This is a genomic window from Nocardia albiluteola, assembly GCF_018860155.1.
In the GTDB taxonomy this organism is placed as follows: domain Bacteria; phylum Actinomycetota; class Actinomycetes; order Mycobacteriales; family Mycobacteriaceae; genus Nocardia; species Nocardia albiluteola.
On sequence record NZ_JAHKNI010000007.1, the window covers coordinates 316062 to 336965 of the forward strand.

18 protein-coding genes and 1 pseudogene are annotated in these 20904 nt (G+C 67.5%); 10 read left to right on the forward strand and 9 right to left on the reverse strand.

Annotated features, from left to right (window positions below; genetic code table 11):
• Positions 1 to 152: 152 nt before the first annotated feature.
• From KO481_RS22390 to KO481_RS22405, 4 genes and pseudogenes are all read left to right on the forward strand, one after another.
• The gene (locus KO481_RS22390) at positions 153 to 608 is read left to right on the forward strand and encodes an alcohol dehydrogenase catalytic domain-containing protein (protein WP_215919351.1); all 456 of its coding nucleotides are present in this window, start codon (positions 153 to 155) and stop codon (positions 606 to 608) included.
• A gap of 92 nt (positions 609 to 700) precedes the next feature.
• On the forward strand, positions 701 to 1405 hold the full coding sequence (locus KO481_RS22395; protein WP_215919352.1) for a tetratricopeptide repeat protein: 705 nt from the start codon (positions 701 to 703) through the stop codon (positions 1403 to 1405).
• A 49-nt stretch (positions 1406 to 1454) separates the two neighbouring features.
• Entirely contained in the window at positions 1455 to 2981 is a 1527-nt protein-coding gene (locus KO481_RS22400; RefSeq protein ID WP_215919354.1) for an amino acid permease, read from the forward strand.
• 115 nt (positions 2982 to 3096) lie between these two features.
• A pseudogene (locus KO481_RS22405) lies at positions 3097 to 3425 on the forward strand (integrase core domain-containing protein); the annotation flags it as partial.
• A gap of 538 nt (positions 3426 to 3963) precedes the next feature.
• Here the strand turns inward: KO481_RS22405 and KO481_RS22410 are convergent.
• Entirely contained in the window at positions 3964 to 4449 is a 486-nt protein-coding gene (locus KO481_RS22410; protein ID WP_215919355.1) for a hypothetical protein, read from the reverse strand.
• A 101-nt stretch (positions 4450 to 4550) separates the two neighbouring features.
• Between KO481_RS22410 and KO481_RS22415 the strand changes: the two genes are divergently transcribed.
• Positions 4551 to 5774: an alpha/beta fold hydrolase gene (locus KO481_RS22415; protein WP_215919356.1), complete on the forward strand. Its 1224-nt coding sequence runs from the start codon at positions 4551 to 4553 to the stop codon at positions 5772 to 5774.
• Positions 5775 to 5987: 213 nt separating this feature from the next.
• Here the strand turns inward: KO481_RS22415 and KO481_RS22420 are convergent, their stop codons facing one another.
• Positions 5988 to 6338, reverse strand: coding sequence for a DoxX family protein (locus tag KO481_RS22420; protein ID WP_215919357.1), 351 nt, complete (start codon positions 6336 to 6338; stop codon positions 5988 to 5990).
• A gap of 49 nt (positions 6339 to 6387) precedes the next feature.
• Between KO481_RS22420 and KO481_RS22425 the strand changes: the two genes are divergently transcribed.
• Complete coding sequence (locus KO481_RS22425) at positions 6388 to 6759, forward strand: winged helix-turn-helix transcriptional regulator (RefSeq protein WP_308166736.1); 372 nt, start codon at positions 6388 to 6390, stop codon at positions 6757 to 6759.
• Between the two features lie 92 nt (positions 6760 to 6851).
• Here the strand turns inward: KO481_RS22425 and KO481_RS22430 are convergent, their stop codons facing one another.
• Positions 6852 to 7877 carry a TIGR03617 family F420-dependent LLM class oxidoreductase gene (locus KO481_RS22430; protein WP_215919358.1) on the reverse strand — a complete coding sequence of 342 codons (1026 nt, stop codon included), beginning with the start codon at positions 7875 to 7877 and terminating at the stop codon, positions 6852 to 6854.
• 33 nt (positions 7878 to 7910) lie between these two features.
• Between KO481_RS22430 and KO481_RS22435 the strand changes: the two genes are divergently transcribed.
• Both KO481_RS22435 and KO481_RS22440 read left to right on the forward strand, forming a co-directional pair.
• Positions 7911 to 8078: a hypothetical protein gene (locus KO481_RS22435; protein ID WP_215919359.1), complete on the forward strand. Its 168-nt coding sequence runs from the start codon at positions 7911 to 7913 to the stop codon at positions 8076 to 8078.
• A gap of 96 nt (positions 8079 to 8174) precedes the next feature.
• Positions 8175 to 8822 carry a PadR family transcriptional regulator gene (locus tag KO481_RS22440; protein WP_215919360.1) on the forward strand — a complete coding sequence of 216 codons (648 nt, stop codon included), beginning with the start codon at positions 8175 to 8177 and terminating at the stop codon, positions 8820 to 8822.
• Between the two features lie 247 nt (positions 8823 to 9069).
• Here the strand turns inward: KO481_RS22440 and KO481_RS22445 are convergent, their stop codons facing one another.
• The 6 genes from KO481_RS22445 to KO481_RS22470 all read right to left on the reverse strand — a co-directional run bounded on the left by KO481_RS22445 (position 9070) and on the right by KO481_RS22470 (position 17693).
• The gene (locus KO481_RS22445; RefSeq protein WP_308166737.1) at positions 9070 to 11562 is read right to left on the reverse strand and encodes a beta-glucosidase family protein; all 2493 of its coding nucleotides are present in this window, start codon (positions 11560 to 11562) and stop codon (positions 9070 to 9072) included.
• Between the two features lie 44 nt (positions 11563 to 11606).
• Positions 11607 to 13247, reverse strand: coding sequence for a sulfatase family protein (locus tag KO481_RS22450; RefSeq protein ID WP_215919362.1), 1641 nt, complete (start codon positions 13245 to 13247; stop codon positions 11607 to 11609).
• A 51-nt stretch (positions 13248 to 13298) separates the two neighbouring features.
• Positions 13299 to 13544 (reverse strand): hypothetical protein, encoded by a 246-nt coding sequence (locus KO481_RS22455; RefSeq protein ID WP_215919364.1) that lies wholly within the window; start codon positions 13542 to 13544, stop codon positions 13299 to 13301.
• 113 nt (positions 13545 to 13657) lie between these two features.
• Positions 13658 to 14938 (reverse strand): MFS transporter, encoded by a 1281-nt coding sequence (locus tag KO481_RS22460; protein WP_215919366.1) that lies wholly within the window; start codon positions 14936 to 14938, stop codon positions 13658 to 13660.
• Complete coding sequence (locus KO481_RS22465; protein ID WP_215919368.1) at positions 14935 to 15807, reverse strand: alpha/beta hydrolase; 873 nt, start codon at positions 15805 to 15807, stop codon at positions 14935 to 14937. Before KO481_RS22465 ends, KO481_RS22460 begins: the two co-directional genes overlap by 4 nt.
• Positions 15804 to 17693 (reverse strand): sulfatase family protein, encoded by a 1890-nt coding sequence (locus tag KO481_RS22470; RefSeq protein WP_215919370.1) that lies wholly within the window; start codon positions 17691 to 17693, stop codon positions 15804 to 15806. The genes KO481_RS22465 and KO481_RS22470 overlap by 4 nt, the downstream gene beginning before the upstream one ends.
• 224 nt (positions 17694 to 17917) lie before the next feature.
• Between KO481_RS22470 and KO481_RS22475 the strand changes: the two genes are divergently transcribed.
• Entirely contained in the window at positions 17918 to 18877 is a 960-nt protein-coding gene (locus tag KO481_RS22475; RefSeq protein ID WP_443677999.1) for a formylglycine-generating enzyme family protein, read from the forward strand.
• A 70-nt stretch (positions 18878 to 18947) separates the two neighbouring features.
• Positions 18948 to 20714 (forward strand): sulfatase, encoded by a 1767-nt coding sequence (locus KO481_RS22480; protein WP_215919374.1) that lies wholly within the window; start codon positions 18948 to 18950, stop codon positions 20712 to 20714.
• Positions 20715 to 20904: the final 190 nt, after the last annotated feature.

The following is a 20904-nucleotide window of genomic DNA, read 5'->3' on the forward strand; positions in this document are numbered from 1 at the left end:
CGTCCTGCCTGGTCGGCGACTTGGCGGGCATGGTTAGTCAGAGGGAAGATCTTGCTCCGCTCCACGGTCCGACAGAGTTCCCGCCTTCTGGACCTGGCTGGTCACATTTCCTTCTCCGCAAGCAAATGGACAGACGAGTGGAAGGTAACGCTATGCGAGCAACCGTGATGCACGGCGCCGGGGATGTTCGGGTGGAGCACCGGCCCGATCCCACGATCAAGGCTCCTATCGACGCGGTCGTCCGTGTGGTGCGCGCGGCCATTTGCGGCAGTGATCTCTGGCCGTACCAGTCGATGCCGGCCACCGAGCAGGGGCGGCCGATGGGACACGAATTCCTCGGTGTCGTGGAGGATCTGGGCTCGGAGGTGTCGGGGCTGAAGCGCGGCGATCTGGTTGTGGCGCCGTTCATGGCAACGGCACCGGCGAGGCCTCCGTCCGCGCCGACCTTGCGTGGATACATTGTCTCGAAGGCGATCACGCTGCCGCGATCGAACAACTCCAGCGCACCGAGACGATCTCCCGTGCTCTCGGCCGCCGATCCCGGCAGGCCCGCGCAATCACCATGCAGCTCTGGGTTCGACACCTCACCGGAGACTACTCCCGGATAGACACGCTCTTGACCCGAGGGAGGGAACTCTACCGAGCCATCGGCAACCGCTCCGGCGAGGCTTTCCTCCTCATACACGCCGGGTGGATGTGGATGTGTACAGGCGACTACAGCACCGCCGCAGACTTGATCCGGCAGGCGCATGCCCTCTACGAGGAACTCGGCAACCGCAGCGGCGTCGCCTCCGCGCTGAACCATCTGGGGCAGGTGTCCGGCTATCTCGGCGACCTCACCGGCGCCGAGGACCTGATCCAGCAGGCACTCACGGCCTACCAGGCCCTCGGCAACCGGACCGGTGAGGCTGAAGCCCTCGCCAACCTGGGCTGGGTCCGACACCAGGCACTAGCTTGGCTCTCAGTCAGCGAATGCGTCCGGAGGAAGTGCTGGGTTGACAAGGGGATTGAGAGCCGTGAGTCCGCCACCGAGGTTCCCGATCATCGTTGCCAACAAGGCGAATATGCCTCGGCCAGTGACAGATTCGCTGCGGTGCACGACAACGAAACCGACGTGCACGGCGCGTTGGAGAAGCCCCTGACAGGGTTCGGTGGCATGGGGGGGCTCCGACCCGGCCGGTACCGCGTGGGCCAAGGCATACGACACAGCCGTGGGGTCGGCGTTGCAGGCCTCGTCGAAGATGGTGTCGGCCTGCGCTCGCACGCGGGATCTGCTCGCGGCCAGCGCGTTCAACCACGCGGCGGGAGCGGCCGCGGCGACCCTGCCCGCCGCTACGCCACTGGCGGCTTTGGGGAAATTGCCCTGAATCCGATCGAAATACCTATTCACCGTACCGCTATATAGCGGTACGGTGATTGACGTCTCGTTACTCATCGATTGAAAGGCCATCGCTATGGCGACCGTGCAACCTGCCATCGAGAGGTCGGTGTCGGCCGATGCGTTACAAGCGGAAGACGCCGGTTATCACAAGTCGTTGCGTCCGCGTCAGTTGCAGATGATCGCGATCGGGGGTGCTATCGGTACGGGTCTGTTCCTCGGTGCGGGCGGGCGGCTCGCGAGCGCGGGGCCCGGGCTGTTCCTGGTGTATGCCATCTGCGGGCTGTTCGTCTTCTTCATCCTGCGGGCGCTCGGCGAGTTGGTGCTGCATCGGCCGTCGTCCGGCTCGTTCGTCTCCTACGGCCGGGAGTTCTATGGTGAGAAGCTCGCCTTCGTCGCGGGATGGATGTACTTCTTCCAGTGGGCCATGACCGGCATCGTGGATATCACTGCAATCGCCACGTATGTTCACTACTGGGGTGCCACACAAGCGATTCCGCAATGGGCGATAGCCCTGGCCGCCCTCGCCATCGTGGTGGGTATCAACCTGATCTCGGTCCGGTGGTTCGGGGAACTCGAGTTCTGGGCCGCGCTGGTCAAGGTCATCGCGCTCGTGACGTTCCTGGTGGTCGGCACGGTGTTTCTCGCCGGCAGATTCACCATCCGGGGCGCCCATACCGGTTTCGGGATGGTGTCCGCGCACGGCGGACTGTTCCCGACCGGGGCAATGCCTCTGGTCTTCGTCACTACGGGCGTCGTATTCGCCTACGCGGCAGTCGAATTGGTCGGAATCGCCGCCGGGGAGACGGAGAACCCGGAGAAGATCATGCCCCGCGCGATCAACTCGGTCATCGCCCGTGTGGCGCTGTTCTACGTCGGATCGCTGGTGCTCCTGGGACTGCTGCTGCCCTATACCGCGTTCAAGTCGGGTGAGAGCCCGTTCGTCACGTTCTTCGCGAGACTCGGGGTGCCCGGTGCCGGTTCGATTATGAATATCGTCGTTCTGACCGCGGCCTTCTCGAGCCTCAACGCTGGCCTGTATTCCACGGGCAGGATCCTGCGGTCGATGTCGATTAACGGCAGTGCCCCTGTGACGGCATCGCGGATGTCGTCCTCCGGGGTTCCGTATGTCGGCGTTCTGGCAACCGCCACCATCGCACTGGTGGGCGTGGGTCTCGACGCGGTCATTCCGGACAAGGCATTCGAAATCGTCTTGAATATGTCGACACTCGGCACCATGACCTCGTGGGCGACGATCGTGCTCTGCCAACTCCAGCTATGGCGCTGGGCCCGCACAGGCCGTGCGCAGCGCCCGGCATTCCGGCTGATGGGTGCCCCCTACACGAGTATCGCGACGCTGATGTTCCTCGCGGCAGTCGTCGTGCTTATGGCTTTCAGCAACGATGCTGTGCAGCGTGGTGCGGTCATCGCCGGCGTGTGCGTCATGGCGCCGCTGCTGACCGTCGGCTGGTTCCTCGTGCGCGGGCGAGTGCTGCAGGCGATGCGGGAACGCGTGGGATTCACCGGACAGTTCCCGGTTCTCGCCGAACGACCACTACAACTCGAAGGGCGTGAAGCGACCACACCGCCGGAGGAACGGTGATGTGATTTTCGAAGAGGATGGCCCCGAATCCATGTCATCGTTGGCCGGTCGGCTCCCGGAAGATGGATTGGGACCGCTCTCTTTGTCGTTGTCAGGGTGCTTTGGTGAGCTCGATGCTCGTCGTGGCGAGGTTGCCGGTTGCATACTGCACACCGACCGCGGGTCTCAATTTCGTTCCCGCTGATTTGTCCACGCGCTCAACCGTTTCGGCGTGTCCGGGTCGGCGCGGCGGGCGACAATGCCGCGATGGAAAGCTTCTTCAGTCTGCTGCGACGCAATGTCTTGGACCGGCAGCGGTGGGACACCCGCGAACAGTTACGAATCGCGATCGTCACCTGGATCGAACGCACCTAGCACCGCCGGCGTCGACAAGCCCGCCTCGGCCGGTTGACCCCGATCGAATTCGAAACCACCATGTCCCCAGCAGCACAACGAGCTACTTAACCACTGCCACCCGATCGTGCAGCAGCCCCGGGTTTGACCGGGCACGCTGGCTCGGAGTATCGCGCGATACTGGCGTGCCAGCGCCCCCGAATGGACGAATTGCACAACACTGGCTCGATCAACACGTCGATCTGCTGTTTCGCGATAGCGAGAGTGGTTCGGGTGCGATCGATCTCGCCATCAGCTACGTCGGCGCCACACCCTGGCTTCACAGGACGCTGCGGAATGAACTCATCGACGCCGCGCTACGTGGCACGCCACACGCAGTAGCAGCTCTCCTGGCCGGAATGCTGAACCAGGAGACCGGATATGACGTCGATTCGATCATTGCGGTCCTTCGGAAGAACATGGACGTGTTGGGCAGGGTCGCTGCGGAGGCAGCGCAGCTCGTTCAGGACGCTCCTGAAGGTGCATCCGTGCTCGATGCCGCGGTCGACTTCTGGAAAGCCCTGCTGGACGCGCACCGTCGCGTCGTTCCGACAGAGGTGGTCCCGTCATCGGGGACCGGTCAAGGCAGGCCGTCCGCACGCGAGGGGCGTTATTCCATCGCTCCGACATCCTCGGCATTCCCGCTCGTAGTTGGACCGACGTCGTCGATCGTGCGCGTCAGGCGTGACGCCACTTTGCTATCGTCGTGAACCGACAAGGCCTGGTTGACGATCAGCCAATCTGATATGTCGTCACCGCGGGCGTACTTGCGAAAACAGTTGTAGATCGCGTAGTAGGCGAACTCGACCGGGTCGGGGAAGGCCAGATCGTCGTCTTGCAGCGCGGTGATGGGCTCGAGGTACCTGCTGCCGATATCCGCGAGATCCACACCGGCGTGAGCGGAGCGAAGGGCATCGGCCGGAAGCTCGACATCCACGTGGTGCCACATCCCGACAACCGAGTCGCGGTAGCGAAGCGGGGCGCGCTCGCCCTGGACGTAACCGATCCAGGTCGGCAGGGCAGCCTCGCACAGAGATAGGTGCACCCGTCGTCGGCGATCAGCTCCCAGTTGGAAGAACAGTTGCCTCGGCGTCATGAGCGATTCTAACGAAACGTCACGACAACGCTTCGTTGTTCCCAGCGGCGCGAATATTGTTGTTGGATCGACCGGTTGGGTCCATGGTAAATAAGAACCTCATGAGCTCGACACTTTCCGTCTCTACGCTGCCCGCTCGTGAAGAACTGGACCGGCGGCTTGCCGCGCTCCCCATCGGCTACCACGACCTGCATCCCGATGCGAGTGTCAACTACCAGATGAACCGCTTCTACAGCTGGGTCGGTGGCCCCACCATGCTGTCGGAGATGCGCGAAGCCGTTGCCGGCGTGGACGACTACCCGACCTTCGCCCGCATCTTCCTGGGCTTGGGCGAGAAGGCCCTGTCTGCGGGCGAAAACCTGAAGGGGGCCGCCTACATTCGGATCGCCGAGTTCTTTCTGCCCACCGGCGACGATCGGAAGCTGCCTACTCGTGACCGGTTCGTCCGGACCGTGCTCGACCACTACCGGGTGCCTGCCGAGAGCCACGGCCGCATCCCGTTCCAGCAGGGCTGGCTGTCGGCCTACCGATTCACCCCGGCCGAGTCGCTCGGCACCATCGTGGTGTTCGGCGGGTTCGACTCCTATATCGAGGAGTGGCTGGCGGCCGGCTTGGCCCTGCGTGACGCGGGCTACGACGTCGTGCTGTTCGAGGGGCCGGGCCAGGGCGCGACGCTCGAGGAGGCCCACGTGCCGTTCCAGGCCGACTGGCAGACGCCGGTCGCGGCCGTGCTGGACTTCTACGATCTCGACGACGTCACTTTGATGGGCTTCTCGATGGGCGGCGGGCTAGTCCTGCGTGCCGCCGCGCACGAACCGCGCGTCCGCCGCACCGTCAGCTACGGCGTGATGACCTCGTTCCTGGATGTCAACCTGCACATCTTCCCGGAATCGGTTCGCGCGCAGCTGCTCTCGTGGCTCGACAACGGTGACGCCGCCGAACTCGACGACTTCATGAGCAAGGCCGCCGCGCAGAGTCTGCTGCTGGAATGGGCGATAGAGCAGGGCAAGCACACCACCGCCACCGACACCACATTCGAGATGTTCCAGACCTACCGCGACTACGAGACAGCATCGATCTCGGCGCGGGTGACCCAGGATGTGCTGCTGTTGCACGGCAACGAGGACCACTACATCCCGAACCAGCACTTCGTCGACCAGGTCGCGCTGCTCACCGCCACCAGCTCGCTCACCGCCCGCGTCTTCACCCGCCATGAGCAGGCCCAAAATCACTGCCAGGTAGGCAATTTCGGGCTCGCCCTGCGCACCATCATCGACTGGCTCGACAGCCTGCGTCGACGCGACGACGCACTGGCAGCGTCCTGAGCAGGGTTCGATCCCGCCTCCACGAGCACCCGCTACCCCGCCGGTAGCTCGCATAAGGCGGGAGAGGAGGCGGTAGCCGTGATGCCGGTGATGGGAGCGTGAGCCACTGGTCACCGGCGCCGGCCGTCGCCGCGCGGCTCCTGCTGCGAGGCTGGAAGTGGAGGACTCCGCCCCCGAAAATTCCTGAGGGCGTAGCGAACTGCTTCTCAGAGTTCAGGCGACAGTGAGAATGAGCACGACTGACGTCGCGATCGAGAGCGCGAGGAAGATCATGGCGCCCAGCATGTTCCGGTCGCCGCTGCGGATGTGGGCCCCGATCGCGCCGGTGAAGTAGAGCACCAGACCGATCGCGGCGGCGATCGCCAAGGGCGAGAACCAGATTCCCCAGAAGAGGCCGACCGCCGCCGCGATCTGCAGGCTCCCGAGCACGGTGAGTTGGGAGGTGGTGAGGTGGACCGCTTCCGCGAATTGGCGTATCCACGCGGGGCGGACGAACTTCATCGCCCCGGACTGGAGCATTGCCACGGCGAGTAGGACGGACAAGATCAGAGCTGCGATGTGCATAACGGCTAACCTAGGAGTCCGATAGGTACCTTTTGGTAACCTTCGGACCGTGAGCGCCCCTACCGAAATCATGTTCATGTCGGACTGTCCCGCGCGCACTGCACTCGAGGTCATCGCGAACAAGTGGTCCGTAGTCACCCTCTACGCGCTCAAAGATGGCCCCATGCGGCACAGTGAACTTGTTGCCCTGTCCGGCGGGATCTCGCGGAAGGTGCTGACCCAGACCTTGCGCCGCCTGCAGAGCAACGGCCTCATCGATCGACAGCGGTATGCCGAAGTGCCCCCCCGAGTGGAATACAGCCTGACCCCGCTCGGCCGGACGCTCCAGGAGCCGATAGCGATGCTGACGGAGTGGGCGCAAGCGCACGGGGAAGCGCTCGTCGACTTCCAGGAATCAGCGGCCGCGAACCAGACGTACTAGGTTGCGGCAGCTCAAATTGCATTCAAAACCACTGCGGCACAAGTAGTTCCATCAGGGTCAGCTTCCGCGACGCTGACCTGCCGGTCTACACGTCACTGCGGGCCCTGGCCACGCAGCGATTCGATGGCGAGCCGCAGCCTCGCGTCCGCCGGTCCGGTCGGTGGCACCGGCAGCACGATGCCCTCGGCCAGTCCGTCGTAGCGCTCGCGGACGAGTTCGGGCAGGGTGTCGTAGTCGGCGCACAGCAGCAGGATGTCCAGGACGTCGTCGGTCAGCACCGCGCTCAGCCGATCCCACCGCTCGGCTCGGACCAGGGTGCGTAGGCGGTCGAACAGATCGGGGAGCCCGAGGCGGGTGAGCGCCGGACGGTAGGACGGGGTGGAGTACAGGAACGCCAGCAGGCGGCGCATTCGCTCGCGTTCGCGCCGCACCGCGGTCTCGTCGCCGCCGGTGGCGATCGGGGCGGCCACGACGATGCCGGGCGGGGTCCGTGAGCCCCGGTCGGCACCCTCCCGCAGCGCCGGGCAGACCACCTCGGCCAGGTAGCCCGGATCGGAGTTGGTGGAGTGGGTGATCACGCCGTCGGCGAATTGGCCTGCGAGACGGCACATTCCGGCATTGACCGCACCGAGGAAGACCGGTGGGGCGGCGGTGTCGCCGGGTCCGGGGTTGAAATAGGGCTGCAGCCGGGTCAGCCGGTAGTTCTCGCCCTCGTGATGCACCGGTCCGCCGGTGGCGAAGGCGGCGAACAACTCTCGCAGCGCGGCCACGTAATCGCCCATGCGGGTGACCGGTTCGGTCCAGGGCATGCCGAAACGGTCCTCGATGTTCTGCTTGATCTGGGTGCCCAGACCCAGTTCGAAACGGCCGCGGGAGAACGTCGCGAGGTCCCAGGCGTTGTAGGCCACCAGCGTCGGGCTGCGGACGAAGGCGAGGGTGATCGCGGTGCGCAGGGTGATCCGGGTGGTGTGCTCGGCGGCCAGCAGGGCGACCGCGAAGGAGTCGTGGATCGTCTCGGGGATGTGGAGCCCGTCGTATCCCAGCTCCTCGACTCGGCGGGCGGTGCCCGGCACCTGCGTGAGCGGCAGGCGCGGATCCAGGGCGGCAAAGACTTTCAATCGAGTGTCTTCCTCGGCGTCGGTGGGTGGTCAGTGCTGACGGTAGCGGCGAACGCGCGGCAGCTGCTCCGGGAGGCGGTGCGGCAACGGCATCTCGAGCGCGCCCTGACCCAGTGGCCCGAGCAGGACCTGGAAACCCTTGCCACCCTGCTGGGGCGGTTCCTCGAAGACACCTCGCACACCGCACTCGTCGAGGACTGACGCCGCGTCGGAGCCCGGTACGCCGATGCCGGCGAGTGGTAATTCTACTCAACTAGTGGAATACTCACTTCGGATGACCTGCGGAAGGACACTGGGGTGAAACTGGAACTGCTACTGCTCGGCATCCTCGGCTTGCGTCCGGCCACCGGGTACGAGCTGAAGAAGTACTTCGACGCGCACGGTCGCTTCCTGCGGGCGAATACCCAGATGAGCCAGGTGTATCGCGCGCTGGCGAAGATGAACGAGGACGGCTGGGTCCGCTTCGAGGTGGATCCGCGCCCCGGCCCGCAGGACGCCAAGACCTATCACCTGACCGATGCGGGATTGACCGCGCTGCGCGAGTGGCTCGCGGGCCCGTACACGCCGCCGGAGTGGTTCACCGACCGGGAATTCGTGGCGCGCCTGAGCTTCGCCGGCTACCTGACCGAGGACGAGTTGCTGCGGCTGATCGATACCGAGCTGGACACCAGGCGCGCGCAGGTGGCGCGTGACCGCAATCGGGACCGCAGTCTGGACTTCGACGCGGTCCCGGCCTTCGATGCCGAACTCGAGTTCGGCATCGGAAATCGGTTGCACGAGTGGGGCTCCAATGGCATCGACCTGTACATAGAGCACATCGCGCGCCTGCGCGAGGACCTGGTCAGCGGCCGCCTGCGCGCGGAGGGCCGCGCCGCGCTCCAGGGCGCGGCCGACGGCGCGCAAGCCCCGGCCCCGAAGGGCAAGCGCGTCACGACCAGTCGATGAGCGGCGAGGGAAAGTAATCCCACCCGGTGCGCCACGGCGCCGCGAGCCGCGCGTGGCCGTGCTCTGCCGCTGTCCGAAAGATAGTCCTCGACAAAGGATTCGACCACACCGCGCGCGGCCTCCGAGGTTGCCGACACGGTCGTGCCCGTCGCGAGCGAGAGCTGCGGACCGGCCAGGGGCCGGGCGTCGAACGACGCGCTCGGCCGGAACGGCGCGATGCCGTCCCGGCCGAGCGCGCGGAGGGGACTCAGCGCCGTGCTGGGGAAATCGCGGTGGGCGCGCTGAGATCGGTCACGCTGGAGCCGACGCGGACCTCGAAGGTGACCGGTTCGCGCAGCCACTCGTGACGCTCGGCCGACCAGTGCCGCAGGGCGCGCGGCTCGATCTCCATCCGCGCGGTGACGGTCTGCCCGGCCTCGGCGCGCACGACGGCATACCCGGCCAGCCAGCGGACCGGCCGATCGACCGCGGAGGGTCCGGACACCGAAAGGTAGGCCTGCACCACGTGTTTGCCGGCCCGATCGCCGGTATTGGCGACGTCCACGACGACGGAGACCGACCCGTCCGAGTTCTCCACCGCCTCCGGCTCGCCGATTCGCCACGTGGTGTAGCCGAGGCCGTATCCGAACGGGATGGCGGGCGCGGGCCTGCCGCCGGCTGCCAGCCGCAGCCACGCGCGATATCCGAGGTGGATGCCCTCGGTGTAGTCCAGCCGGCCGTCGCGGGGTTCCACGTCCCAGACCGGGACGTCGGCCTCGGCAGCGGCCCAGGTGGTCGGGATGCGGCCGCCGGGTTCGGTTGCGCCGCACAGGACATCGGCCAGCGCGCCGCCGAACTCCTGGCCCGGGAACCAGGTGAGCAGGACGGCCGGGACCTCCTCCAGCCAGGGCATGACGACCGGGCCGCCGGAATTCACGACCACGACGGTGCGGGGGTTGACGGCCAGCACGCGGCGCACCAGCTCGTCCTGGCCCTCGGGCAGCGCCAGGGCGGAGCGGTCGAAGCCCTCGGATTCGAGGTTCTCGGTGGTGCCCACCACCACGACCGCGACATCGCTGTCGGCGGCCAGGCGCACGGCGCGCTCGAGCTCCTGCGCCGGTGTGCCGTAGACGTCCTCGGTGCCGAGAGTGACGCGCGCGATCGGGAACCCGCCCGGCAGCTCGGGCCGCAGGGTGAGCGAGATATCCACGGGGCGAACGGATTCCAGCTCGATGTCAAATACCTGGGCGGGCGGGTGCATGATCGCCTTGACCACGTCATCGTCCTCCGGGCGCACGGTGTCCGAGCTCAACACCCGGCCGTCCACCCGGAAGACGACCTCGCCGAGACAGGAGAAGCCGATCCGATGCAAGCCGTCGGCGGCCGGGGTGTAGCGCGCGGTCACCTCGATCGTGGCGGCGCGGGCGAGCCGCTCGTCGCCGAGCCACCCGAAACGTCCGGTCGGGAAGATCTCCTCGTCGAACGCGGTGCCCTCGGCATCGAGGTAGCGCACGCGGACGCCGGCAGCCCCGGTCGCGGGATCGACGACCGAATTCCGTTCGAAGGCATACAATTCCGGCTCCGGGATAACCCCCGCGGCGTAACCGACCCGCGCCTCGCCGAAGGTCTCGCGCAGCCCGTCCAGCGGCGAGACTACGACCTCCGGGAAGACCATCGCCGACCCGCCGCCCTGATTGCGGCCCCGGCGGGCATGATGGCCGATGACCGCGAGCCGGGTCCCGGCCGCCGGTGCGACCGGCAGCAACCCGTCGTTGCGCACCAGCACCATGGCGTCCGCGGCGACCTCGCGCAACAGCGAGCGAATCTCGGCATTCGACCACGGCGCGGGCTGATCTGCCACGGGCGCAACCGAATCCAGCGCCCCCACGCGCGCGGCGAGCCGCAGCAGACGAAGAACCTTGTCGTCGATGACGGCCGCGTCGACCTGCCCGGCGCGCACGGCGCGCACCAGCGCCTCGCCCCACGCGGTGTCGGGGCCGGGCATGACCAGATCCTGGCCGGACGAGGCGGATTCGACGGTGTCGCGCACCGCGGTCCAGTCCGAGACCACGGCCCCGTCGAATCCCCACTCGTCCTTGAGCGGTTCGCGCAGCAGGGGATTGGCGCTCATGGTGGCGCCGTTGACCTGGTTGTAGGACGACATCACCAGCCACGCACCGCCTTCGGCGACCATGCGCTCGAACGGGGCCAAATAGACCTCGCGCAGCGTACGCTCGTCCACCCGGACGTCCACGGTGAAGCGGTCGGTCTCACTGTCGTTGGCGACGTAGTGCTTGGCCGTGGCGGCGACCCCGTGCGCCTGGACCGCCCGGACGTAGGCGGCGCCGAGCACTCCCGACAGCCACGGGTCCTCGCTGAACGACTCGAAATGCCTTCCACCGCGCGGGGATCGGTGCAGGTTAACGGTGGGGCCCAGCACGACATCGACCCCCTTGGCGCGGGCCTCGGCGGCGATCAGCGCGCCGAGGCGGCGAATCTTGTCCACGTCCCAGGTCGCGGCCACCGCGGTGGCCGACGGCAGGCTCGCCGAGGGGTCACGGTCGTCCATCGAGACGCCGCGCACACCGGACGGGCCGTCGGACATGACGATCGAGCGCAGTCCGATGGCGGGCTCTTCGTGCAGTGACCATATCGAGGCGCCGCTGAGCAGGCGGACCTTCTGTTCCAGGCTCAATTTATCGGCCAGTGCGGCGAGATGGCCCTCGAGCTCGGGCGCGTCGGTGTGCAGGGGTGTATTCACGAGTACTCCGGTCTCTGAAAGTGTTGGTGGTGGCGGGATTCGGTTCACGCGTCGGCCTGCTGCGGTGCGGTGGAGCGCACTCCGCGCAGGCGGGCGAGCATCGCGGCATTGTCCTTGGTCTCCCCGGATCCGTCGGCCTTGGCCGCGTCGAAGAACCGCTGGAACAGCGCGCGCTCCTCGGGATTCATGAGCGGGCCCTGCGCGGTCCAGGACGCGCCGAACGCGCCGTTGTCCGGGTGCAGCCGCCGGTGCAGATCCTCGGCCTGATCGGCGCGGCCGGTGGCGCGCAGATGTTCCATGAACTGTTCGGGCTGGTTGTACAGGACCGGCCCGTTCTGCAGGGTGACCTGCATCGGATCCGGGAGCGCGCCGGGCGTTCCGGCGTAGAAGTCCCACCACTGCTGCAGCTTCGAGCGCATGGCGTCGGCCAGCTCCGGCTCGTCGGTGATCAGATTCCGGGTCAGGTAGGGGTCGGCGCTCACATCGAACAGCGACTCCCACTCGGCCTTGAAGCACCCGGGATGATAGGTGCGGATGTAGAGATGGTCATGGGTGCGGACCGCGCGCTGATACGTGTGTGCGCCGTGCCCCCACACCAGGTAGTCGCGGGACTCGATCGCCTCGCCGCGCACCGCCCCGGCGAACGAACGGCCCTGCCACTTCGGCGGAATCGGCAGGCCCAGCAGCTCGCAGACGGTCGGGGCGTAATCGATGTTGTACAGCAGCGCGTCGTTGCGCCGGCGTTCGGCGCGATCGGTGACGCCGGGCCAGTACACGACCATCGGCAGGTGGTGGACCGCCTCGTTGGCCAGGCCGTGCTCGGCGTAGGAGCCCTGCTCGCCGAAGGACTCGCCGTGGTCCGCGCTGACGATGATCGCGATGTCCTCGGTCAGGCCGAGCTCGGCGATGGCGTCGCGCAGGCGGCCGAAGTGGTGGTCCCAGAACATGATTCCGCCGTCGTAGCCGTTGATCAGGTGCTCGAAATCGGCGCGGTCGGCGATCTGGTCGGGCATGTTGTGCGGCACCCGGCTCTTGCGGGGAACCGTCGCGTAGTGCAGATCCCGGGCCGTGCGGGGACCGTAGATGTCCTGGTGGGCATCGATCGCCGCCTGGTCCGGCCACGCCGGCGCCGGCCCTGCCGCAGCCGCCCGCTCGGTCCACTCCCGGTCCTGCAGGTAGTCGGTGTGCGGGTCCCAGTAGGTCAGGTGCAGATACCAGTTCTCCTCGTCCTGATGCCCCGCGATCCACTCGATCGCCTTGTCGGTCACGGCATTCGCGGGCTCGTCGCCGAACTCCGGTGTGGCGCGCATGGATTCGCGGAAGTTGCCCAGGAAGTAGTGGGCGCGGTGGCGCTCGGCGAAACTCGAGATCGCGGCGGTGTAGTAGCCGCACAGGCCCAGGTACTGCCCGAGCAGCGGGCGCGGCAGCTGTGGGGCGTGACCGGTGTCCATGCGGTACTGGGCGGCCTGGCCGGCGTGCCCGATGACGCCGTTGGTGATGCCGAACTGGCCGCTGGTCAGCGCGGTCCGCGACGGCAGGCACGGCGAATCCGAACAGTAGTAGCGGTCGAAGCAGACCGAATCGCGGGCCATGTCGTCGAGATTCGGGGTGATCTCACGCTGGTACCCGTAGGGGCCGGTGTGATCGGCCCGCAGGGTGTCCACGTCGACATAGATGATTTTCATGGTTTTCCTTTCGCCCACAGCATCTTTCGGTGCTCGTGGATGGGCTGTGAATCAGCGGGAACCGCAGTCGTCCAGCCCGCGGGCCAGCAGATCGCGCTCGTCGCCGCCGACCGTGCGGGCCAGCGTTACCGATGGCGCGCAACCGCTTTCGGCCGAGTCCTCGGGAGTCTGCAGCGATACCGCCGGCCGCGGGCCGGGGCCGGTCCACTCGCCCTGGGGAACAAGGAGGGTCGTCACCGCCACCTCCGGGCGGCCGGCGGGATCGACGGTGGTGAAGGCGATTCGCCACGCGTGCACCGGTACATGTGAGATCGGCGTGATCGCCCGAACCTCGACGGGAGTGCCGGGTGGGGCCGTTGTGCGATCGTGGCGTGGCCGAACCTGGTCATAGGCTTTCTCCTTCCCGCGATTCAGCGCGCCTTGACCGGCACGATGGCCAGCGCGCCGAGTCCGGCGACGGCCGCGACGATCGGATACAGCGCGCCGTACCCGCCGGTGACGGAGACGATCGCCGCGGCGGTCATCGGGGCGATGGTGTTCGGCAGGGTTGCGGCGATATTGATGATTCCCAGATCGGTTGCCGCGCTGTTTTTCCCGGGCAGCACCTCGGTCACCAGCGCCTGGTCGACGGCGAGGAAGGTGCCGAAGCCGATGGTGAGAACCACGATCGAGCAGATCAGCCCGACGCGGGTCGGGCTGGCGAGCGGGATGAGTGCGGAACCGGCGATGATCAGGCCGCCGACCAGCACGATGGGCTTGCGCCGCCCGATCCGGTCGGATATCACGCCCGAAACGCTGGTGGCGAGCAGGAATCCGGGCAGGCTCGCGATGCTCAGCACCGGCGCCATATGGGTGGCGTCGTGCACGCTGAGCCCGATGTAGTCCTCGAGGATGTAGAGCTGGAAGGTCAGGACCATGTAGTAGCCGCCGCAGATGAGGAAGCGCCCCAGGAAGACCCACGCGAAATCGGGATGCCGCACCGGATTCACCCACAGGGATCGCAGGAATCCGCCGATCGAGAAGTCCGGGCGCGGTGCGGCGCGGTTGTCCCGGTCCGGATTCAGGATCAGGAAGATCGTCACCGTGAGCGCGATGCCGATGGCCCCCACCAGGTAGCCTGCTGGGATCCGGGTGGCGAAGGACGAGCCGACGACGGGCGCGAGCATGGCCCCGCTGATGGTCCCGAGCCCGGCCAACGCCGAATAGCGCCCGCGCCGGTGCACCGGGACCCGGTCCGGCTGGATCGCCGTCAGCGGTCCGCCGAGCGCGTTGAATCCGACGTGCGCCACCACGGCGGCCGCGAGAAGCATTGCCACGGAACGCGATACGCCCGCGGCGACCAATCCGACGCAGCCGACGAGCGCGCCCCCGAGAATCCAGGGGGTCCGCGCGCCCCAGCGCGTGCGGGTGCGATCGGACATCAGGCCCACCAGTGGCTGGGCCACCATCGAGGCGATCGCCACGGACGCGTGCAGCACCGCGAGCGTCTCGACCTTGTGGACGCTGTCGAAGTTCTGGATCTGCAGGGCCGCGAAATAGCCGACGATCCCGTAACTGAACTGCGGGCAGACGCTGGCGAACGGAATGGTCCGGAACAGCCGGCGCAGCCGGGCCTCCGAAACCGGTTCGGCCGCAGGCACATCGAAACTCATGGCAACCCCGGTGCCGCTAGCGGGGGCTTGCTCGCTCATCGGTCTCCCACGGACGGCCGGTCGCTGGTGACGCCCAGGCGCTCGGTCAGGAAGTCCAGCGTCGGCCCGAGCGCGACATCGCTGTAGGCGACGGCGTGACGATGCCCCGGGACGAGCAGGGTGCTCACCGTCGCGCCGACCGGGCGGAGCCGGTCGGCGAGCTCGGTCATCTGCGTGGCGGGGACGAGTTCGTCGGCGGAGTTGAACAGCAGGGTGGGCGGGGCGCCGGGGGAGACGTGCAGCGCGGGCGAGGCCGCGGCGGCCCGGTCCCGGCAATTCGGCAGTACCGCAACGCATCCGAGATATGCCGCGGCAGAGCCCGTCGCCATCGTCACGTCCTTCGGTGAGGTGTGCGCGGTGAGATCGTAAGGGCCCGACCACCCCACGACGGCGGCCAGCGGCGCATGGTCGGTGATCACGGCCTGCATGAGCAGATTCGCCCCGGCCGAGGTGCCGAGCCCGCCGATCCGGTCGCGGTCCACCCCGAAGCGATCCGCGGCGGCGCGGACATAGCCGATCGCCGCCTCGACGTCGCGGTACTCGCGGGGATCGCGAGGCGCGGACAGGTCGTAGTCGATATCGAAGACGACCAGGCCACGCTGCGCGGCAGCGCGCGCCTCGCTGTCCAGGAGCTGCCGGCTGCCCTGCACCCACGCGCCGCCGTGCACGAAAATGGCTGCGGGATAGTGGCTTCCGGGGTGTTCGGCGGCAGCCCTGTACACCGTCATGGGCATCGGCCCATGGTCGGTGGGATAAGTGGTGTCCTCGATGCCGGGGGAGGCCGGCTGCGCGGAGGCGATTCCGGGCGCCGCGAGGATGCCGATCGTCGCGGCGGCCGCGACCGCCATCGAGCGGGTCCTGATCTTCATTGTTCTCCTCGGCTACCAGTCGGCGCGGGGGCGCCGGACAGCTGGAACCGGGCCATCATCTGCGCGGCCTCGGGACTGAATTTCGCTGCCTGAGCGATGGTTTCGGGTGGGAAGGAGAACAGCACCAGGTTTGGGGTGTACGTGTCGTCGAGGCGGGCGAGCAGATAGCGCGCCGCGCCGGAGACGTAGCCGCCGAGCCCTGCCGCCGCATCGGCGATGGCCTGGTGGTGCGGGAGCAATTGGGCATCGGGCAGCGCGGTGAGTGCGGCGAGCGCCTCGAGCCGCACCGGGCGCGGCTGTGCGGCGTCGATGTACTCGGTCAATCGCGCGACCGCGTCCTTGTCTCCGGCGTACCGGGCCAGCGTCTCCAGGCAGGGGATCAGGACGAAGGGATCGGTCTCGGCGGCGACGATGCCTGTGAGTCTGGCGCTGACCGCCTCGTCGGGCGCACCGGCGGCCAGCACGCCGATCGCGGCCCAGCGGCGCACGGTGGCGTCGGGGTCCGCGAGCGCGGCGGCGAACAGCGGCGAGTCGCCCGGCGTCCGGTCAGCCACCGCGTCGGCGACGTTCAGGACGCGGTCGAGCGGATAGGCACCGGGCACGCGCGAGGCGTCGTACCCCTCGTCGGGGGAATCCTCGGGCAGAAATCCGTTGTCGTGCACCGCCAGAGTGTGTTCGCGCAGTGCCACGGCCAGGCGCCGCTCGACCTCGGTGTAGGCCGGGTCACCGGCCAGGTTGTGTACCTCGTCCGGATCGGTGTCGAGGTCGTACAGCTCGACGCCCGGCTTGGGGTTCCAGAACACGGACTGAATCTCGTCCAGCCGGCCGGCGAGATGCTCCGTCTCCCAGGACTGGTAGCCCGCGGCCAGCCAGGCGTAGGGCTGATGCTGCCCCCACGGCCGGTGCGGGTGATAGTTGCGGATATACCGGAAGCGCTGGTCGCGAACGGTGCGGATAACGTCGTAGCGCTCATCCATGCGATTGCGGCCGCCGAAGGCGTAGGTGGGATCCGGACCGAATGCGGTGCGCGCCAGGCTCTTTCCCCGCATGTGGTCGGGCAGCGGCGCGCCTGCCAGCTCGAGGAGCGTGGCCGGAATGCGGTCGGTGGTGACGGCGGCGGCCACCCGGGTGCCCGGCGTCGGGAAGAGTCCGGCATACCGCGCAGGCGCCTTGACGATCAGCGGCACCCGCAGCCCCTCGTCGTAGCAGAAGCGCTTCGAGCGCGGATTCACCCCGCCGTGGTCGGAGGTGTGGATGACGATCGTGGAATCGGTCAGTCCGTCCTCGTCGAGCTGGGCGAGCAGGGTGCCGACGTAGGCGTCCATCGCGGCGATGCGGTCGTAGTAGCGTGCGATATCACCGCGGATCTCGGGCGTGCCGGGAAGATAGGCGGGCACGCGCACCCGGGCCGGGTCTACGCCGGGTTCGGTCGGCATGAACACCGAGCTCTCGTGGGTGCCGTCGAAGTTGAACACCGCCAGGAAGGGTGCCCCGGGCGCGCGGTCGCGCCAGTGCGCGGTGCTCGAGGACTCGGCCCAGATCGCGTCGGGATCGACGGCCGCGTTGTAGTCGGTCTTGGCGTTGTTGGTGCAGTAATAGCCCTGGTCGCGCATGATTTCGGGGTAGGTGCGCAGCCAGGACGGCATGGGCGCGGCCGCCCGCATGTGGTTGGCGGGGGCGTGGCTCTCCGGGCGCAGCCCGGTGAGCATGGCGAAGCGGGAGGGCGCGCAGACCGGCGCGACGCTGAAGGCGTGATCGAACACGACGCCGTCGCCGGCCAGGCGGTCGAGGTTCGGGGTGGCGGCCAGCGGATCGCCGTAGCAGCCGAAGCGAGGCGGACAGTCCTCGCTGACGATCCAGAGGATATTGGGCCGGTCGAGTGGCATGGGATCGGTCCTTCTGAGGAAGAGGGGAAACGTGCCGCGGGGAGCGCGGGTCCACTCCAGCTATACCACAAGTGCCATAGTTTTCGAGGTGGAAACTATTCCATTTGTCGAGTAGTGTTGCTATAACACTAGTGGCATAGTTTGCGAGTGTGGAACGACGCGCCGCGTCGCCCGCTCGGCGGGGGCGCGACCGAGCCGATCCGAGCCAGGAGGTCTAGCATCCGATGCACCCGACCGACCATGCTGCCGAGCGGCCAAGCTGTTGTCCCCCCGCCCGTGGCGGCGCGGCGGCAGCCCCCTCGATGCCGTGCCCGAGCCGTGGTGGCGACCCGGGTCGCCCGGACACCGCGGGCATGGTCGCGCTGCCCGGCGGCGAGTTCGCCATGGGTACCGCGGATCCGATCGGCTATCCGGGAGACGGTGAGGGGCCGGTGCGCCAGGTGCGCCTGTCCCCGTTCCTGATCGACGCCGCCGTGGTGACCAATGACCAGTTCGCCCGCTTCGTCGACGCCACCGACTATCGCACCGAGGCCGAGCGCTTCGGATGGTCGTACGTCTTCGCGGGCTTCCTGCCCGCGGTCCTGCGGCGGGAGTCCCCGCGCCCCGAGCGCACCCCGTGGTGGTGCGGGGTGAGCGGCGCGCGGTGGGACCGGCCCGAGGGGCCCGACAGCGACCTGGCCGGCCGCGGCAACCACCCCGTCGTGCACGTGTCGTGGAACGACGCGGACGCCTACGCCCGGTGGGCGGGCAAGCGCCTGCCGACCGAGGCGGAATGGGAGTACGCCGCCCGCGGTGGGCTCGCGGGCGCGCGCTATCCGTGGGGAGACGAACTGGATCCCGGCGGCGAATACCGCTGCAACATCTGGCGCGGCAGCTTCCCCAGCAAGAACACCGCCGCCGACGGGTTCCGCGGCACCGCCCCGGTGGATGCGTTCGAGCCCAACGGGTTCGGGCTGTACAACATGTGCGGCAACGTCTGGGAGTGGTGTGCGGACTGGTTCTCGCCCGAACACCGGCCGGACTCGATCGACCCCACCGGCCCGGTCGCGGGCCGCGACAAGGTGATTCGCGGCGGCTCGCACATGTGTCACGAATCCTATTGCTTCCGTTACCGGGTCGCGGCCCGCTCGGCCAACAGTCCGGACAGTGCCGCGGGGCACACCGGATTCCGTTGCGCCGCATAAACACCACACATCATTCCGGCACGGCAACCGTGCACCGGAGTTCCGACACCACGAGACCAGGAGACTGCCTGTGAAGGCCATCATGGTGATGTTCGACAGCCTGAACCGGCGCATGCTGCCGCCGTACGGATGCGACTGGACACACGCGCCCAACTTCGCCCGGCTCGCCGAGCGCACCGTCACCTTCGACAACGCCTACGCCGGATCGATGCCGTGCATGCCCGCCCGGCGCGAAATCCACACCGGCCGATACAACTTCCTGCACCGCAGCTGGGGCCCGCTCGAGCCGTTCGACGACTCCATGCCGGAGCTGCTGAAGCAGCACGGAATTCACACCCACCTGGCCAGCGACCACCCGCACTACTGGGAGGACGGCGGCGCGACCTATCACGGCCGGTACACCACCTGGGAGTTCTTCCGCGGGCAGGAGGCCGATCCCTGGAAGGGACAGATCGCGCCGCCGGAGATGCCCGCCGACGACCTCAAGCGGATGCGCACGCCGCAATACACCCAGGACTGGGTGAACCGGCAGCACATGCCGACCGAGGCGGAGCACTCGCAGACGCTGACCTTCGACGCGGGCCTGGAATTCATTCGTACGAATGCGGCGTCGGATCGCTGGTTCGTACAGATCGAGACCTTCGATCCGCACGAGCCGTTCTTCAGCCACAAGAACTACAAGGATCTCTACCCGCACGACTATGACGGCCCGCACTTCGACTGGCCCGACTACAAGCGGGTCACCGAGACCGCGGACCAGGTCGAGCACGCCCGCCTCGAGTACGCGGCGCTGCTGTCCATGTGCGACCACTCGCTGGGGCGGGTGCTGGACATGATGGACGAGCTCAACCTGTGGGACGACACCATGCTGATCGTCAACACCGATCACGGATTCCTGCTCGGCGAGCGCGGCTGGTGGGGAAAAGCCGTGCAGCCCTGGTACAACGAGCTGGTTCACCTGCCGCTGTTCGCATGGGATCCGCGCGCCGGGGTCGCGGGGGAGCGGCGCGGGTCGCTGGTGCAGACCATCGATCTGGCGCCCACGTTGCTCGACTACTTCGGCGTGGGGATTCCCGCCGACGTGCAGGGCGCGCCGCTGCCGATCGCGGCGGACAGCGGTGCCCGCACGGCTGGACTGTTCGGAATGTTCGGCGGCCACGTCAATGTCACCGACGGCCGCTATGTATACATGCGCGCCTGCGCCACGGCGGCCAACGAGCCGCTGCTCGAGCACACGCTGATGCCGACCCACATGCGCGGCCGTTTCACGCCCCAGGAACTGCACGGGATGGAGCTGACCGATCCATTCGAATTCACCAAAGGCGTTCGGCCGCTGCGCATATCGGGCCGATCGCTGATCAACCCGTTCATGCACGGCACCTTGCTGTTCGACCTGCTCGCTGATCCCGGCCAGCTCGAACCGTTCGTCGATGACGAAATAGAGTCCCGCATGGCCGATTTGATGGTCGAGCTGATGCGCGCGAACGATGCGCCGCCGAGCCAGTTCGAGCGACTCGGACTGCCCGTCGAAGGACCGGTCGGGGCCGAGCATCTGCTGGTGCGGGCGCAACGCGAGCAGGCGTTGATCGCGGCGGAACCGCTTCCGGGCCGGGACGAATTCCCGCAGGGACGTTTGTCGCTCGAATCGCCGCTACACACCCTGATCGCCGATCCCGCGGCCCTCGAGGCGCTGCGCCGGCATGTGCCCGCGATCGTGGATTCGGAATTCCTGCAAATGCTCGGGCCGCTCGCGCTCTACGATTTCGCGTCCGTGGCCGCCGGAATTGTGTCGGTAGCGGGTCTGCAGGCACTGGCGAAAGAGCTCGCCATGCTCTGATACTGCCGCTCGCCGAAATTCTCGGATCATAATTCGGGAGCATTACCGTCGCTGTAAGGCGTCGGGGGATTTTGTCTGGCCGTGGCCTGCGTATGTGCAGGCCACGGCCATTTTTTGTTTCCGGACGGCAGCTGTTCGGGGCGCTGAATTTATTTTCCTGAATGACTCGAAAGCCCTCCATGAGAACCTT